This is a genomic window from Kitasatospora sp. NPDC002522, assembly GCF_053595195.1.
In genome coordinates, this window is the sequence record NZ_JBSFXE010000053.1 from 21,904 (window position 1) to 38,718 (window position 16,815).

General features: G+C 73.9%; 11 protein-coding genes. 8 read left to right on the forward strand and 3 right to left on the reverse strand.

Annotated features, from left to right (window positions below; translation table 11 throughout):
• Window positions 1-27 precede the first annotated feature (27 nt).
• A complete protein-coding gene (locus ACWD4U_RS31075; RefSeq protein WP_363460252.1) occupies window positions 28-300 on the reverse strand; it encodes a hypothetical protein in 273 nt (90 codons plus the stop codon).
• A 559-nt stretch (window positions 301-859) separates the two neighbouring features.
• On the opposite strand from ACWD4U_RS31075, the gene ACWD4U_RS31080 reads away from it, so the two are divergent.
• The 7 genes from ACWD4U_RS31080 to ACWD4U_RS31110 all read left to right on the forward strand — a co-directional run bounded on the left by ACWD4U_RS31080 (window position 860) and on the right by ACWD4U_RS31110 (window position 6,903).
• Window positions 860-1,027, forward strand: coding sequence for a hypothetical protein (locus ACWD4U_RS31080; protein WP_363460250.1), 168 nt, complete (start codon window positions 860-862; stop codon window positions 1,025-1,027).
• A gap of 127 nt (window positions 1,028-1,154) precedes the next feature.
• Entirely contained in the window at window positions 1,155-1,808 is a 654-nt protein-coding gene (locus tag ACWD4U_RS31085; RefSeq protein ID WP_449787361.1) for a GTP cyclohydrolase II, read from the forward strand.
• A gap of 49 nt (window positions 1,809-1,857) precedes the next feature.
• Entirely contained in the window at window positions 1,858-2,373 is a 516-nt protein-coding gene (locus tag ACWD4U_RS31090) for an NADPH-dependent FMN reductase (RefSeq protein WP_363460248.1), read from the forward strand.
• 112 nt (window positions 2,374-2,485) lie between these two features.
• Window positions 2,486-3,391 (forward strand): LLM class flavin-dependent oxidoreductase, encoded by a 906-nt coding sequence (locus ACWD4U_RS31095; RefSeq protein ID WP_363460246.1) that lies wholly within the window; start codon window positions 2,486-2,488, stop codon window positions 3,389-3,391.
• Complete coding sequence (locus ACWD4U_RS31100; protein ID WP_363460244.1) at window positions 3,388-4,566, forward strand: hypothetical protein; 1,179 nt, start codon at window positions 3,388-3,390, stop codon at window positions 4,564-4,566. Before ACWD4U_RS31095 ends, ACWD4U_RS31100 begins: the two co-directional genes overlap by 4 nt.
• 16 nt (window positions 4,567-4,582) lie before the next feature.
• Window positions 4,583-5,758, forward strand: coding sequence for a glycosyltransferase (locus ACWD4U_RS31105; protein ID WP_363460242.1), 1,176 nt, complete (start codon window positions 4,583-4,585; stop codon window positions 5,756-5,758).
• A 161-nt stretch (window positions 5,759-5,919) separates the two neighbouring features.
• A complete protein-coding gene (locus ACWD4U_RS31110) occupies window positions 5,920-6,903 on the forward strand; it encodes a helix-turn-helix transcriptional regulator (protein ID WP_363460240.1) in 984 nt (327 codons plus the stop codon).
• A gap of 222 nt (window positions 6,904-7,125) precedes the next feature.
• Here ACWD4U_RS31110 and ACWD4U_RS31115 read toward each other — a convergent pair whose 3' ends face one another.
• Window positions 7,126-9,279 (reverse strand): elongation factor G, encoded by a 2,154-nt coding sequence (locus ACWD4U_RS31115; protein WP_363460238.1) that lies wholly within the window; start codon window positions 9,277-9,279, stop codon window positions 7,126-7,128.
• Between the two features lie 352 nt (window positions 9,280-9,631).
• Window positions 9,632-15,466: a hypothetical protein gene (locus tag ACWD4U_RS31120; RefSeq protein WP_363460236.1), complete on the reverse strand. Its 5,835-nt coding sequence runs from the start codon at window positions 15,464-15,466 to the stop codon at window positions 9,632-9,634.
• 120 nt (window positions 15,467-15,586) lie between these two features.
• On the opposite strand from ACWD4U_RS31120, the gene ACWD4U_RS31125 reads away from it, so the two are divergent.
• Complete coding sequence (locus tag ACWD4U_RS31125; protein ID WP_363460234.1) at window positions 15,587-16,045, forward strand: hypothetical protein; 459 nt, start codon at window positions 15,587-15,589, stop codon at window positions 16,043-16,045.
• The last annotated feature ends 770 nt before the right edge of the window (window positions 16,046-16,815 follow it).

The following is a 16,815-nucleotide window of genomic DNA, read 5'->3' on the forward strand; positions in this document are numbered from 1 at the left end:
GCCTTCGGCGTCCGCCCGCCCGGGCGGTCATCCGCAGACCTCGGGGGCGACGGCCCAGCTGCCGCTGCCCAGGTACCAGAGGTGGGCCACGGCGGCGGCCAGCCGCCGCTCCGCCTCGTCGTCGAAGCGCGGTGGCAGCGTGCCCGCGAGGGCGTCCGACAGCCGCTCCAGCGAGCCGGGTCCGGCGTAGCGGCCGGCCACCCGCCGGTACTCCTCGGCCATCCCGGTGGCCCGCAGCTCGGCCGGGCTGTACCCGGTCAGCGTGGCCGACAGGGTCAGGAAGTCCTCGACCGTCGTCACCGCACCCTCCATCCGATCGCCGTGTGCACGGCAGCACGGGCGAGCATTCCTCCGCCGACGATCCGTCATGCACGCACGCCCGCACCGGCGGGAGCACCGTGGGCGGTCGAGCCTCCCCCGCACCCCTGCACGCCCCTGCGCCGGGCCGCACGCCCCCGCGATCAGGCCGCCCGTCCGGCGAGCGGGGGCGGGCCCATTTCGCCACATCAGCGACCGGAACGCCGCGCACAATTCACGCCGCGGAATTCCGGGCGGCCGCCGGAAAAACCCGTACGACACCGGCGGATCGGACACCGGTCCGGACCGTTCGGGTCCGTTCCGGCGGGAGCCGCGCAGACCGCGACAACTCGGACAGTGCGCGCGTCACGGCCGTGCTGCGTGCCCGACCGGCCCGCCGCTGGCCGGATCAGGCACGGCCGGGTTCGGCCAGCGGCGACCGCTGGCGGCGCGGGGCCGCGGCGGGCGACAGTTACTCGTCGGCGGAATTCGGCGAACGCACCGCCGAATTCCGCCAGGGAATTCGTAAACCACCCGCACGTTTCCGATGATTGGGACACCCATGTCGAAGACCAAGTTCCTCGCCGGCATTTCCGCCTCCGCCCTGGCCGCCCTCCTGCTCGTCGGCGGCCTCGCGCAGACCGCCTCGGCCGAGCCCGTCGGCGCGCAGACCACCACCGTCTGCCCGAACAGCCTGATGTGGGACACCATCACCGCCAGCTGCCGCTGACACCCACCGACCGCCCCCAGCACCCGCACCGCCCGCAGCACCCACCCCACCCGGCCGGGGCCACGCCCCGACCGAAGCACCCACCGCCGACCGAGGCCTCACCCCGGCCGACGTGAGAGGACGAGCGATGACCATCACCGAGACGACCGCCGCACGGATCCGCGCGACCGTGCCGGTGCCGATCCACCTCAACTGCGACGAGCAGGTCGCCGCCCGGCTGCACACCTTCCACGGCCTCAGCGATCCGGGCGAGCACATCGCGATCAGCCTGGGCGAGGGCCGCACCGCCCCTGGCCGGCTGCCGCTGGTGCGCCTGCACTCCGAGTGCCTGACCGGCGACGTGCTCGGCTCGGCCCGCTGCGACTGCGGCCCGCAGCTGCACGAGGCGGTGCGCCGGATCGACGCCGAGGGCGGCTGCGTGCTGTACCTCCGTCAGGAGGGCCGCGGCATCGGCCTCTACAACAAGCTCGACGCGTACGTGCTGCAGGACGCCGGCTTCGACACCTACGCCGCCAACCGCGAGCTGCGCCTCGACCCGGACTCCCGGGACTACCGGGCCGCCGCCGAGATGCTGCGGCTGCTCGGCCTGACCAGGATCCGGCTGCTCACCAACAACCCGGAGAAGGCCGCCCAGCTCGCCCGCTACGGCATCGACGTGGCCGCGGTGGTGCCCACCGGGGTGTTCGTCACCGAGGCCAACCGCTTCTACCTGGAGACCAAGGCCCGGGTCACCCGGCACACCCTCGCCCTCGGCGAGCCGGCCGCCCGCGCCGCGAGCTGACGGTGCGCCAGGACCACGACACCCGGCAACGGTCCGTCAGGAGGACGGCATGAAAGCACTGATCTTCGTCGGCAGCGAACGCGAGCACTCCTACACCGCGGCGCTGGCCCGGGCGGTCGGCCAGGCCCTGGAGCCGGTCGGCATCGGGTACGAGACCGTCCCCGCCGCCCCGTGGCAGTCCGGCGCCGCCGGGCTGCTCGACCGCCTCGCCGACGCCGACGCGGTGGTACTGGTCACCCCGGTCTACCACGCGGGCTACTCGGCGCTGCTCAAGGGCGTGCTGGACGGACTGCCCGGCGACGCGCTCGCCGGAAAGGCGGTCGCGCTGGCCGCCAACGGCAGCGGTCCGCGCAGCGGCAGCGCCGTCTGCGACCAACTGCGCACCGTCGCACGGGCGATGGGCGGCTGGGTGGTGCCCACCCAGGTGGCCGGCTGTCCGGACGACTTCCTGCCGGCGGGCGGCGCACCCGCCGCGCCGACCCCCGAACTCGCCGAGCGCTGCGCACAGGTCGCCGCGGAACTGCAGCGCCTGGCCGCCGCGTTCCGCGCCCCGGCGGTGGTGTAGCCATGCGCGGCGAAGCGGTACACGGCACAGCGACGCACGGTGCGGCGACGCACGGTGTGACGATGCGCCCGCAGGCCGATCGGCCCGCCGCCGCTGCGGGCGGGTGGTCCGCGTGAGGACCGGCATCCTGCTCCCGCTGTACGACGACCCCTGGCAGCACGACCTGCGCCGCCTGCACCGGGTCGCCGAGCTGGGCTTCACCGGGGTGTGGACCCGGGACGTCACGCTCACCGAGAACGACGGCGCGGACCGCGCGGTGGCCGGCGACCCGGTCGCCGACCTGGCCCACGCGATGGGCACCGGGCTGCCGTTCGAGGAGTTCGGCACCGCCGTGCTGTGCGCCGGCTACCGGCACCCGCTGAGCATGGCCCGCTCCGTGGTGATGCTGCAGCGGATCTCCGGCAACCGCCTGGTGCTGGGCATCGGCGCCGGCTCCCGTTCCAACGTCAACGCGCTGTACGGCCTGGACCACGCCTCCCGGCGGCAGAACCTGCTGGACACCGTCCGCACCCTGGACGACGTGCTGCGCCAGGACGGACGGGGCCTGCCGGACACCGTCCGGTTCGAGAAGCCTCCGGGCTTCCTCCCGCCGCCGCTCCTGCTGGCCAGCGGCGACCCCGGCGTGGTGACCGCCCTCGGCCCGCTGCTCGACGGGCTGATGCTGCCCGGCCTCGCCCCGGACCGGCTCACCGACCCGGACGCCCCGTCCCCGTCGGACCGGTCGCTGCCGGCCGCCGCCGCGCTGCCCGGCACCATGCAGCTGAGCCTCGCGGTGAGCACCGCCGACCGCCGGATGCCGGTCGGGGTCCGCGACCTGGGCCGGATCTCGGTGGTCCAGGTCGGCGCGGACCTGCTCGGCCCGCTGCTGGAGCGCTACGCCGCCCACGGCCTGCAGCGGCTGGTCTTCCACCTGCCGTTCGACGACCTGACGGGCAGTCAACTCGACTGTCTGGCCGAGCGGGTGCGGGAGCTGTCCGGCCCGGTCCCGGTCGGCGCCGGGGCGGGCCGGGCCCCGTGACCCTCCTGCTGAGCGCGGCGGTGGCCGCCGGGACCGACCGCCCGGAGCAGGTGGCGGCGCTGGCCGGCCGGCTGCGCGCGCTGGACCCGGTCCGGGTGGTGCACGCCGACCCGGCCACCGCCCTGGTCCGGGCCTGGCGCGCGGCGGCCGGCACCGGCTCCACCCACCACCTGGTGGTGCGCGACGGCGCCCGCCTGGCACCCGAGTTCGCCGCCGAACTGGCCCGGGCGGTGGCCGGCCGGCCGCGCGCCGCCCTCGCCCTGCACGTCGAGTACGGCTCGTGGAACGCCGCCGCGGCCCGGCTGGCGGCGCTCCGCGGCTGCGGCTGGGCGGCGGCCGTGCCGCAGGACTGCCTATCCCCGCTGGCGCTCCTGCTGCCGTCCGAACTGGCGGTGCCGTTCGCCGAGTTCGCGAACGTGGCACTGGCGGCCGGCGGCCCGCCGAACGCCCTGCTCAGCCGGTTCGCCCGGGAACACCGGCTGGACGTGCTGATCCACGTCGGCAACCTGGCCGCCGGCCCGGTGGACAGCCTGCTGCGGCCCGCCGCGCAGGACTGCGACTGCAGCGCCGCGCTGCCGTACGACGGGCGGCTGCGCGACGAGGTCAGCCCGCTGCCCGCGGTGCTCCCGCTGCTGCACGGCGGCCGGGCCCGGATCTCGCTGTGGGACCCCGGCACGGACACCTGGCGGCGGGCCACCTGGTCCGCCCACATGGACCGGATCGGCGGCGACTGGCCCGGCGCGGCACCCGCGGCGGCGTTCGTGGCGATCACCGACCGGGTGCCGCCACCGGCCCGCGAACGGCTGCTGCCGCTGACCGAAGTGGTCCGCTACGGGCTGGCGTTGGGCGCCGCGCTGGGCCGCGCGCCCGCCGAGTCCGCGGCGCCGACGCTGCGCCCGTGGCTGTGCGCGGCGGTGCTGGACGCCGTCGGCCCGGTGCCCGCCCGGGGCTGGCCGGACGCCTGGACCACCGAGCTGACCGACGTGCTGTGGCGCGCCGTCGGCCTGGGCGCCCGACTGCAGGCCAACCACGGCGTGCGCCGCTGGTCGGGCCCGCAGCTCGCCCGGCTGCCCGTCGACGCCCCGCTGTGCGGCGCCCCCGACCCGGCGGCCGCCGACCCCTGCGACCCCATCGAACACGGTCCTGACCCCGTATCACCGGCCTGGCACCGGTGAGGAATCGGAGGACGCCATGTCCTGGCTTCGCCCCACCGACCCGGCCGCCTCGGCCCGTCTGATCGCCGACGCGCTGGTCATCCACGCCGACCCGCACGCCCGCGCCACCAACCCGTACCACTGGTACCGGATCGAGCCGCTGACCGCGGAGTTGGCCCGGCTGGCCTCCGACGAGGACGGCGCGCCGTTCGCGCCGGCCGCCCGGCGGCTGCTCGCCGAGCCGACCCGTCCCGACCACCACCGGCGGCTGGTCGCCGCGCTGCTGCCGATGACCGAGCGGTTCCCGGAGCGGATGGGCCCGCTCGCCGACCTGGCCTGGCAGGCCGTCCAGCGCGGCCGGATCGGCCACCACCTCGGCGACGCGGTGGGTGACGCCGGGCCCGGGCCGGCGGGGCGGGTGCCGGTCCGCGCCCGGGCCGACGAACCGGGCGGCGCCGCCCAGGTGGTGGTGCCGTTCCGGGACCGCGGCGACGACGGCCACCGGCTGCGCAACCTGCTGGCCTGCCTGGCGGCGCTGCGCGACCAGGAGCCGGTGGCGGGCGGCTACACGGTGACCGTGGTGGAGGCCGACGACCGGCCGCGCCACCGCGAGCTGATCGAACCGCTCGCCGACGAGTACCTGTTCGCCCCGCACCCGGGCAAGTTCAACAAGGCGTGGGTGGTGAACGCGGGCGTGGTGAACTCCGCCGCGAAGGCCGAGACGGTCTGCGTGTTCGACGCCGACCTGCTGCCGGACCGGTCCTTCGTCGCCCGCAGCCTCGACCGGTTCCGGGAACCCGGCGTGGGCGCCTTCCTGCCCTACCGCGACGTCCTCTACCTGGACGAGGGGGCCAGCGAGCAGGCCGTGCGCACCCGGTGCGTGGACGCCGCCGCGGCCCTCGACCCGGCGGCCCTGCGCGGCTTCTGGATGCGCCGCCCGGTGGGCGGCTGCGTCTGGCTGACCCGCGAGGTGTTCGACCGGATCGGCGGCATGGACGAACGCTACGAGGGCTGGGGCGGCGAGGACGTCGACCTGGTGCTGCGCCTGCAGTCGGCCACCGCGCTCTACCACTGGAACGACTTCCTGGTGCACCTGCACCACCCGGTCGTGGTCCCCCCGCCGGACGAGGCCCGGCGCAACGACGACATCCCGTACATGACCTGGCGCCCGACCGGTCCGATCGGACGTCTGGACCGCCATCTCACCAGGTGACCCGATGCACCCCCGATCCCGCCCAAACCTTTGACACCACCCGCCACTTTGGTCTAGACCTGAACCCCGGTGGTCAGGTGTCAGCCGGAAGGGGCGGGGGATGTCGGCATACGGAGTGAGGGGTTCCGGCTGGAACGGGCCCGCCCGGGTCGCGGGCTGAGATGCAAGCCACCCTGACGGCGTTCGGCCTGAGCGAGGCGGCCGGCCTGGTGTACCAGGCGCTGCTGCGCAACCCGGAGCGGGCCGAGGCCGAACTGCCGGCCGAACTCGGTCTGACCGCCACCGAGACCAGATCCGCCTACCGGGAGCTCACCGAGCTGTCCCTGCTGCGCAGTTCCTGGGACGACCCGCTCGCGCTGCGCCCGGTGGTCCCCGAGGTCGGCCTCAAGGCCCTGCTCGCCCACCGGGAGGCCGAACTGCTGGTCCACCGCCAGCAGGTCGAACAGGCCCAGGCCGCCTACGAGATCATCCGCGCCGAGGCGGCCAGCGGCCGCCGCTTCACCCAGTCCGAGGACCTGGTCGGCGTCGACGCCATCCGCGACCGCCTCGCCGAACTCGGCGAGCGCACCAGGTCCGAGGTGCTCGCCTTCATCCCCGGCGGCGGCCAGAGCGAGGCCGCGCGCGCCGCCAGCCAGCCCCTGGACGAGGAACTGCTCGCCCGCGGCGTCAAGTTGCGCACCGTCTTCCTCGACTCGGTGCGCAACCACCTGCCCACCACCGACTACGCCCGCTGGCTGGTGGAACGCGGTGGCCAGGTCCGCACCGTGCCCTCCCTCCCCATGCGGATGATCGTCGTGGACCGGGAGGCCGCCGTCGTCCCGCTCGACCCGGAACGCAGCGACACCGCGACGGTCCTGCACGGCCGCGGCGCGGTCGCCGCCATGTGCAGCCTGTTCGACCTCGTCTGGTCCGGCGCCACCCCGCTCGGCGACACCCGGACCCGCGACCCGCACGGCATGTCCGGCCAGCACCACGCGCTGCTCCGGATCCTCCAGCAGGGCGACACCGACGTGGTCGCCGCCCGCAAGCTCGGCGTCTCCGAACGCACCGTCAGACGCCTCATCGCCGAAGTCATGGACGTCCTCAGCGCCCGCAGCCGCTTCCAGGCCGGCGCCCGCGCCGCCGAACTCGACTGGCTCCGCTGACACCCCCACCCGAAGGAAGCCCCCGCCCCACCCACCCGAACGGGGGCCACCCCACCCACGGACACCGCAGGCCGCACCCACATTGCCGCAGGCGCTGCCGCGTTGCAGGCACCACGCACTGCGCCTGACGCCACGCCACGTCTCCGCAGGCCGTGCCTACTGCGCCGCAAGCACCGTTGCGCCGCAGGCACTTGCACGTCCCACCTCACCCGAAGGCCGTGCCTACTTCGGCGCCGGGGCGTACCCCGCCGGGCGGGTGGTGAAGGTCCCGCGGCCCTGGGTGCGGCTGCGCAGTCGCGTGGCGTAGCCGAACAGTTCGGCCAGCGGCACCGTGGCGGTGAGCACGGCGCTGCCGCCCCGTGGCTCGGAGCCGTGCACCCGGCCGCGCCGGGAGGCCAGTTCGCCGAGCACCGGGCCGACCGCGTCCGGCGGCACCGTGACGATGACCTCCGCGACCGGTTCCAACAGGACCGGGCCGCAGCGGCGCAGCGCCTCGCGCAGGACCAGCCGACCGGCGGTGCGGAACGCCAGCTCGGAGGAGTCCTTCACGTGCGTCGCACCGTCGGTGAGGGTCACCCGCACCCCGGTCACCCGGTGGCCGAGCGGGCCCTCCGCCAGGGCGTCCCGGCAGCCCGCCTCGACGGCCTGCACGAACTCCTGCGGCACCCGCCCGCCGGTGACCGCGGAACGGAACTCGAAACCCTCCGCCCCGGCCTCGCCGAGCGGCTCGACGTCGACCACCACCTGCGCGAACTGCCCGGAGCCGCCGTCCTGTTTGGCGTGCCGCAGCACCAGGCCGGCCACCGAACCGGAGACGGTCTCCCGGTAGGCGACGGTGGGCCGACCCACCGTCACCTCCAGGCCCTGGCCGCCACGGCGCAGCTTCTCCACCGCCACCTCCAGGTGCAGTTCGCCCAGGCCCGACAGCACCCGCTGCCCGCTCTCCGGGTCGGTGCCCACCACCAGCGACGGGTCCTCCTCGGCGAGCCGGGCCAGTGCGGCGGCCAGCCGGTCGGCGTCCACCGCCCGGCGGGCCTCCACCGCGACGGTCACCACCGGGTCGGCGGCCTTGGCGGCCTCCAGCACCAGCGGCGCGTCCGGCGCGCACAGCGTCGTCCCGGCGCGGGCGGCCTTCGCGCCGACCACCGCGACGATGTCGCCGGCGACGGCCCGGTCGGTCTCCGCGTGCCGGTCGGCCTGCACGCGCAGGATCCGCCCGATGCGCTCGGTGCGCCCGGTCCGCGCGTCCAGCACGGTGTCCCCCTTCCGCAGGGTTCCGGAGTAGATCCGCAGACAGCTCAGCCGGCCCGTGGCGCCCGCGCTCACCTTGAACACCAGCGCCGCGAAAGGCTGTTCGGGATCGGCGCGGCGTTCCTGCGCCGTGCCGTCGAACTCCCCGCGCACCGGCGGGACGTCCAGCGGCGAGGGCAGGTACGCCGCCACCGCGTCCAGCAGCGGTTCGATGCCGCGGTTGCGGTACGCCGAGCCGCACAGCACCACCACGGCCTCACCGGTCCGGGTCAGCTCCCGCAGCGCCGCCGCCAGGGTGTCGGCGCCGAGCGTGCCGGTGGCGCAGAACTCCTCCAGCGCGCCCGGGTGCAGCCCGGCCACGGTCTCCGCCAGCGCCTGCCGCCGGAGCGCCGCCTCCGCCGCCAACTCCTCCGGCACCTCGCCGACTTGTACGCCGCCTTGGCCGCCTGAGGCGCCGGCACCGCCCGCGCTGCCCACGCCGCCCGGGCTGCCCGCACCGTCCGGGCCGCTCGCGCCGTCCGCCGCGTCGGTCCAGGTCAGGGCGCGCAGCCGGAGCAGGTCGACGACGCCGGTGAAGTCGCCCTCCCGGCCGATCGGCAACTGCACGGCCAGTGGCACCGGATGGAGCTTCTCCCGGATCGAGGCGACCGCCGCGTCCAGGTCCGCGCCGGCCCGGTCCAGCTTGTTGACGAAGGCGATCCGCGGCACGCCGTGCCGGTCCGCCTGCCGCCACACCGACTCGCTCTGCGGTTCCACCCCCGCCACCGCGTCGAACACCGCGACCGCGCCGTCCAGCACCCGCAGCGAACGCTCCACCTCGTCGGCGAAGTCCACGTGCCCCGGGGTGTCGATCAGGTTGATCCGGTGGCCGTCCCAGCGGCAGCTGACCGCCGCCGCGAAGATGGTGATGCCGCGGTCCCGCTCCTGCGGGTCGAAGTCGGTGACGGTCGTCCCGTCGTGCACCTCGCCGCGCTTGTGGATCGCCCCGGCGAGGAACAGGATCCGCTCGGTGACGGTGGTCTTCCCGGCGTCCACGTGCGCGAGGATGCCGAGGTTGCGGACCGCGGCGATCGGGGCGGCGGTGGTCGTGACGGGGGTGCTGGTGGTGGTGAGGTCGGTGCGCATGGCCCGGTGCCTTTCGGAATGACGATCCTGGGAAGGGCAGCGCGATTCACGGACAACCACGGGAACTCGACGAGCCGTCAGCAGAGGTCCATGACAGCCGAGTTGTGCTCGAAGAGCGGGATGTCTCGCGGGTCCTACCGGCGCCGGCCGCGCAGCGGGCGCCGGCCGGTCGAGGACACCAGGATCACCTCGAACCGCGACGGGGGAACGACGACAGCGGCGCTTCGCACGGCCGGTCCCTCCCTCTCCACGTCACGGTCCACCGCACCGGCGACTCCGGCACGACGGGTTCAGCGCGCCGAGTCTAGGGACGGCGCCGCCGCGCCGTCACGCGAATATCCGCAGCCGCCGATCAGGCACTACCGGCTCCCGGGGGTTCGAGCGTGGCCCAGTAGCCGACGGTGTCACGGTGCAGGTTGTGTGCCTCCGCGAACTCCTTGATACGGCGGCGGGGGGATCGCGGGTCGGCGGCGTCGGCCAGCAGTTCGTGGAGTCGCCGGTAGTCCCTCCGGTAGGCACTCTCGTGCGTCATGAGCAGGGTGTGGACGTCGGCGACCGTGGGGACGTCGCGCCCGTGCCAGCTCAGCTCGGCGACCTCCCCGAGGGTCAGGGCGGGGTTCTGGGCGCTGCCGTAGACGAAGAGGAACGCCATGGTGCTTTCGGGTGTGCTGCGGACCTTCCGAGTGCGGCGCGGGGCGGGTGTCGCGGCGGGCGTCGCCTGGGGTGCGGGGCGGGGCGGGGTGGGGTTGATGCTGGTCAGGTGCTCGAACTTCTGTCGGGCCGTCAACGGAGCTCTGAACGTCGCCCAGTCGACGACCGGCATGACCACGCGGCCTGCCCGGACCGGGCCGCGTGTACCGGTCTGGTCGCGCCTCCGACTACCGGCGGTGCCGGTTCGGAGGTCCCGGTATCCGGTCCCGTCGTCGGGTTGGCGGGTGTGTCGGGGAGGCGTGACGGCGGCGCTGGCGTCGTAGTGGTTGCCCGTGTGGTGAACGGTGACGACCGGGGCGTCAGGGGGGCCGAGGTGTTCGATGTGGTCGGTGTCGCCATGGACGGCGATGCGCAGGCGGATGCCGAGGGCGTGGGCGAGGAGCGGGGGGAGAACCTCGCCGTAGGGCCCGTTCCAGGAGCTCTCCCAGGTACGCACGGCGGAGATCGTGTCGCGGAGCTCCTGCGCGGTGAGCGGGGTGTCCTGCGCGAGGAGGAGTGCGGCGAGGCCGTCGCGGTCGAGCAGGTCCAGGGGGAGACGTCCGGTGGGCTGGTGGTCGAGGATCTGCTGGAAGGTCCCGTTCGGGTCGCGGTCCTCGAAGCGCCAGCCGATCCAGTCCGCGATCTTCGCCACGGCCAGGTCCTCGCGCCTGCGGTTGCGGAAGGCCTCGCGGGCGGTCAGGTCGATCAGTTGGTCGCGCAGGATGGTCGGGTCCGCGGACGGCTCGATGCGGTGGATGGTCAGCTGATGGCGGGCGGCGTCCGCGCGTTCGGGATCCCACTGCCAGCGCACCCTGGCGGCCAGTGCGGCGCTCACCGACGACAGGTCCGTGCGGGGACTGGCAGCGACCGCGGCTTCGAGGAGTCGATAGGTGGCCTCTGCGGTGAGGAAGTCGGCGTTCGGGATGGAATCGACCCCGAGGTCGCGCAACTGCTGTTCGATCCGCCCGCGCGGCATGCTTCGAAGCGACTCGCGGCGTTGCTCGAGGGTGCTCGCGCGCAGGACTCTGACGATCTCGGCGGGGACGTCGGCGGTCCGGCGGTTGGTGAGCCAGGTGCGGACGGCGTCGCGTACGCCCTCCGCGAGGGTGCGGATCCCATCCGGGACCGCACCCGGCCGGACCCGGTCCGCCAGGATCCGGTCGAGGTCGCTGTCCCCGACGCCGGCGTGGATCAGGCCCTCCCGCACCGCCAGGGGGTCGCTGACCACCACCGACGACAGCAGGCACAGGCCGTCCCCGGGCACCGGCACCAGGTCCCCCACCGCGGGCACCCCGGCGACGGGGGCCTGCGCGACGCCCGTCTGAGCACCCGTCATCTGAATGTCCGGGGTCCGGACGTAGGTCGGGGAGTGGTCGGCGTGGGTAGCGGGAGCCTGGACGGGACTGCTGTCACCGGTGGTTCGCCTCGGCTCGCCATTCGGGGTGTCGCGTCCGGTGGTTTCCGTGGTGCCCGGTTCCTGGCGGGTCGGGGTCGGTTGACCGTCGTCGATGACGATGGGGTTCGCAGTCGATGCCTGGCTCGCGTAGAGGGCGTCCAGGATCTCGCCGAAGCCCGCTTCGGGTTCGGCCTTGAGGTCGAGGGTGTCGAGAAAGCCCGCAGCGGGCCCAGCGCTCATGGTGAGGCCGTCGGGCGAAGGCCACTCGGAACGGTCACCGTCCGCCATCGCGACATCCGCCATCGCCACGTCCGCCATCGCCACGTCGGCCGTCGTGGGGGATGGTGGAGCAACGGGGTCGTCCGAATGTCCGGCGGGCGCACCGGCCGACCCGGTCGCGTGGGAGGTCCCCACCAGGTCGGTATCGGGCCCGGGGGTGGGGGTCTGGGGCCGGGCCGAGTCGTCCGCGGCGGGCGGCTCGGCGTCCGGCCCGGCCGGGGATGACGGTTCGTCACCGAAGTCGGCGTATTCCATGTCGTCGGAGGAATCGGCCTGAGGCATCAACTCGTCGCCGGAGTCGTCGCGGAGGTCGAGCGAGCCGCGGGGAGACGACGGTCCGACTGGGTCCACCGCCGCCACGGGCTCCGCGGCCGGTCGGACCTCGTCGGTGGCATCGGCGCGGTGCGGGGTGGTCGCGCGCGAAGGCGGTGCGGGCACCCCGCTCTCCTCCGCCGCGCGGGCGCGGGCTTGCGCTTCCACTGCGATCCGGAACGCATACTCGTCGTCCGGCTCGTCGTACGGCGTGGGGTCACCCTCGGCGGTGAAACCGTCGCCGGGTGTGCGCGACCACTCCACCACCCGGCGGCCGTCCTCGCCGGCCAGCCTCGCGTACCAGCCTCCGAACGCCTCTCCCGCAGGGTGATCGGCAGGAACTTTGGGCACCATCACGGACAAGTCGAACACCTGAGCACTGTCGCCGGCCGTGCAACGAACCTGGCGCCCGACGACCCTGGCGAGGGTCACCGAAAACCGATCGCCGGCCAGGGTGCTGAACGTGACCACGTTCCCGGTCCTCACGAAGTCCAGCGGCTGGTCCGCGAACAACCTGCGGGTCTTCCTGTCGGCCGGCAGGTGGAATGTCCTGCCGGCGACGCTGACCGCGGAACTCGTGGCAGCCGCGCGCCCCTGCTCGGCGACCCGTTCGAGGAACGCGCCCCGGTTCGCGGGGTCCACCAGGGAGACAGGCAGCGGCACATACCTTCCGACCATTTTCTCCACCGCGACCCGGTACTTGTACTCGACGTCCGGCTCGTCATACGGCTTCGCCAGGGCGTCCTCGGGTGTGAAGGCCTCGCCCGACGTGCGGGACCAGACGATCACCCGGCGGCCGACCTTGCCGGCCAGCCGCGCGTACCAACCGCCGAACGGTTCGCCGTCAGGGTGATCGGCCGGGACGTCGGGCACGATCGTCTTGACGCCGAACACGGTGGTCTTGGCACCGGCCGCTCGGTGCGCCTCGGCCTCACGGGGACCGTCAAGGCGGACTTCGTACGAATGGCGGCCGTCGAGAGTGGTCAACGTGACCGTCTTGCCGTCCACCCTGCCGTTCAGCGGCTGGTTCGCGAACAGCGCGCGCCGGGAGCCCCTGGGCAGGTGGAGGATCACGCCGTTGGTACTGGCCTTCGTCGCGCCGGCGACCAGGTGGAAGCGGTGCCGGACGCGCTTGAGGAATAGGACCCGGGGTGCCTGGCCCGGGTGTTCACCGCCGACGGCCGGAGCCCCTGGAGGCGGCGTCGACTCGCCCTGTGCGTGCTCGGATTCACGACCGAGGAACGGCTCGAACTCCATCAGGTCTCCGCCATGCGGTGGCACGGCAGGCTCCGGCCTGCCCGTCTGCCCGGGTTCACCCCCGAGTCGACGTCGCGCTTCCGGCCGGGAGTCGGTGGCGGGTGAAGCGGAGGTGGTGGCGTCGTAGTGGCCGGGCCTGTGAGCGAGGACGGGGTAGCCGTGGTCGGACGCGAGTCGGGCGGCCTGCTCGGGGTCGGGATAGGTCGTGGAGTAGTCGGTGTGGACCGCGGTGACAGTGCCGCTCCGAACGTCGGCTATCAGCAGCCCCCGCCCGGAGTACCGTGTGTAGAGCAGCGGCGCGGCGCTGCCAAAGGCGTTGTCCCAGCGGCGGTCGACCGTGAGCTGGTCCAGGACAGCGGCCCAGACCGGACCGAACTCACTGCGCAGCCGAGCCAGGAGACCGGTGTAGAGCTCCGCGTCGGCAAGCTGGTACGGCAGGATTTCAGGCGTCAGCTGCAACAGGTCGTACAGGAGCCGACTGTCCGTCAACACCTCGGCGAGCAGCGTCGGACCAACGGTGAAATCGTCGAACAGATTCCCGAAGTCACGCGCCAGCGCCGCGCGAAGGTCAGCCTCGGTGCCGTGCTCGGGACGCATACGCGCCAACGCGCGGAAGAAGCAGTTCCCGTCACCCAGCACCGGATCGACCGTCAGATCCAACCTGGACAGCAGCGCACCCGCTCCAGCGGAGGCGAGCGGCTCCGAGACTCCCGTGCCGTCCCCGGGTCCATCACCTGCCGGACCGACGTGGTCCAGCGGCCGTTCGTCGCGGTACAGCATGGCCGAGGTGTCGGTTTGTTGGTCCGGCGAACCCGTGAGGACGGTGTAGCCGGATTCGGCCGCGAGCACCATGGCCTCCTCGAAGCCGGGCTCCGTGATAGTGCCGTCAGGGTGGATCGCAGTGACGGTCCCGCTCACGGGATCGAGCACCAGCAGTCCCTGCCGGGGCTGCTCGGCGTGCAGACGGGACTCCCCGGTGCCGAGCTCGCCACCTTGCGGACCGTCAGCGGTGCGGGTTCCCATGGCCACGTCCCCGGCCGCACCGGTACCGCCGTGCGGCAACGCCGACATGCCCGGGTCCGCCTCCGGTCCGCTGCCGCTGATGCCCCGGCCGGCGGCGGCCGCTGAGGCGGCACGCCGCTCCTGCGCGAGCCGACGGCGGTAGACGGCGGGCGGCTCGTCGTACGGCGTCCGTTCGGGCTCGGCCCTGAACTCCTCGCCGCCGGTGAGGGACCAGGCCACGCACCGCTGGCCGTCTTCGTCGACCAGCCGCCCGTACCAACCCACGAACGCGGGGTCGTTCCCACGATCAGCCGGAGGGGTCGGCACGGTCATGAACACGCCGAATACGGGGCGGGTGCCGGGTTGGAACAGTTCCTCAGATACCGGGCGGTCGCCCAGCGAGGCCTCGAAGTGGTCACCCGCCGGATTGGTGAACCTGACCCTCTTGACGTCGTCGAGGCGCGTGCCCCTCAGCACCTGGTGCGCGAACAGTGCGCGGCGTGCACCTTCCGGCAGCTTGAACACCTTGCTGTTGACACTGACCGATACCGAGTTGGCCTTCTGCTCGAACGTGTGCGCGATACGGCTGCGGAAAGCGATGCCGAGCCATTTTCGCCAGTCCCCATCACTCGTACGTGCCACCGAACCGGGAAGCACCACTCCGGACACCCCCCCTGCCGTTCCGCCAGGTGCCTCACCACCCGGTGCCGAACCGGGGCGCCGACCGACGCCGACGGGACCGGATCGAGCGGGAGGGTACCCGCGGGTTTGACTGGGACGGCGCTCCGGGCCGAACTTGACGGCGCCGTCGAGCTGTTCCAGGTCGGCTGGTGGGTTGTCGTGGGGGTGGTCGGTTTCGAGGGCGATGTGGGTGGGGTCGCCGGCGTGGGTGTAGGTGCGCCAGTGGGAGGTGTGGCTGGTGACGACGGCGGGAGTGCCGTCGGGGCGGAGGCCGAGGTGGTCGGCGAGGACGACGGTGTGGTGGCCGGTAGTGGTGGGGGCGATCCACAGGTCTCCCGCGGGTGCCCGCCCGGTGAACGGGCCTGCCGCGGCCGGGCGGGGGTTCGCCGTCTGATGCGCCCACAGCGCCCGCATCGCCTCGGGCACGTGGCGGCCCGCCGGCTCGCCGAGGCGGCAGGAGAGGAAGTCGATACGGGTCTTGCCGTCGAGGTTCCCCCGGTCGTAGGCGGCGAGGAGGACGTCGGCGAGTTGGTGCGGGCTGAGCGGGGCGCCGTTGTCGCCGGTGTGCATGGCGACGGTGTAGGCGTCATCGGAGCGCGGGAGGAGGTCGAGGGCGTGTGCGGCGCGGCTGTGGTCCTCGGCGGGTGCGGCGGGGTCGGTGACCAGGACGCCGGTACGGGTGGGGCGGAGGTGGAGGGTGTCGGCGACGCTGGCGTAGTCGAGGGTGATGGCGGCGACAGGCTGCCGGGCGGTGCGGTGGAGCGTGCCGAAGAGTTCGGCCCTCACCGGCGGGTCGGTGTCGACACCGTGGCGGGCGAGTTCGGTGCGCAGGTGGTGTTGGAGGGCGGCGGCGGTGGCGGCGGCGCGGGCGGGCCCGTGGGCGCGGTCGGGGTCGTCGCCGCCGGTGACCCTGATCACCGGCATCGGCTGTCCGGCGTGGTGACGGCGTACCAGTTCCGGGGCGAGGCGGCGGGCGGTGTCCGCGACGATCCTGTCCATGGCCGGTTCGATGGTGCTGGAGCCGCGGGGGAAGGCGACGTGCACGGGTGCGAGGGACAGCGGCAGGGCGGGGTCGGCGCTGCCGGGCTGCGCGTGCAGTGGCTGTGGCGGGTGGTCGTGCGCGGGGCGGACGGCGGCTGCCACGGGTGAGCGCGGGTCGCCCGCGGCAGCCGCCGTGGGCGCGTGGTCGTCGGCGGGGGCGGAGGTGGGGTCGTCGGCGGGGGTGGGCGTGTGGTCGTCGCCGTCGTCGGGGCGGGAGAACATCCCGTCCAGCGCCGTCTGGTGCTCCGACGGACCGGCTTCCCGGTCGCGCCCGACGGTACCGGTCGCAGGTGACGGTCCGCCAGGGGCGTGGTGGCTCGGGGTGGCCTCGGTGCGCAGGCGGTCCAGCATCGCCTCCAGTGGGCTGCGCCCACCGGCGAGCACCGCCGCCATCGCGTCCGGCGCGGGGGCGCTGTCCGTGCGCAGACGCACGGTATCGGGGGTGAACGGATCGCCGAGGTCGGGTGCGGGGAGGGTGTACTGCTCCGTGTCGGTGTCGCTGACGGTGCGGACTCCGCCGAGCACGTCGCCGAGCGCTCGAACGTCCGGGTTCTCCTCCCGCACCGCGCCAGCGCCGCGCGAGGTGAAGAGGTTGACGATCGGGGTGTCGGAGCGCAGGTCGAACCCGGAGAACGGGTTGGAGAAGAACCACTTCGCCAGGTCCTTCGCGCTCTGCCCCCACGACTCGTCACCGTCGTGCCCACCCGGCCGCGGCACCGGGAACGGCGCCGGATTGCCGGTCATGTTCGCCACGAACGACACGAAGTTCAACGGATGCAGCAACCCGAAGTACTTCGCCCCGTCCGGGTTCTCACGCCACTGCCGCTCCCGCAACCAGTTCTGATACCGGTCGAACAACGGCTCGAACGTCTTGTGCA

What these genes read in the sequence shown, in the direction of transcription:
- ACWD4U_RS31080 (WP_363460250.1), top strand. Translation starts at nt 860, where the DNA reads ATGTCGAAGACCAAGTTCCTCGCCGGCATTTCCGCCTCCGCCCTGGCC.
- ACWD4U_RS31085 (WP_449787361.1), top strand. Translation starts at nt 1,155, where the DNA reads ATGACCATCACCGAGACGACCGCCGCACGGATCCGCGCGACCGTGCCG.
- ACWD4U_RS31120 (WP_363460236.1), bottom strand. Translation starts at nt 15,466, where the DNA reads ATGCACACCGGCGACAACGGCGCCCCGCTCAGCCCGCACCAACTCGCC.
- ACWD4U_RS31090 (WP_363460248.1), top strand. Translation starts at nt 1,858, where the DNA reads ATGAAAGCACTGATCTTCGTCGGCAGCGAACGCGAGCACTCCTACACC.
- ACWD4U_RS31115 (WP_363460238.1), bottom strand. Translation starts at nt 9,279, where the DNA reads ATGCGCACCGACCTCACCACCACCAGCACCCCCGTCACGACCACCGCC.
- ACWD4U_RS31105 (WP_363460242.1), top strand. Translation starts at nt 4,583, where the DNA reads ATGTCCTGGCTTCGCCCCACCGACCCGGCCGCCTCGGCCCGTCTGATC.
- ACWD4U_RS31110 (WP_363460240.1), top strand. Translation starts at nt 5,920, where the DNA reads ATGCAAGCCACCCTGACGGCGTTCGGCCTGAGCGAGGCGGCCGGCCTG.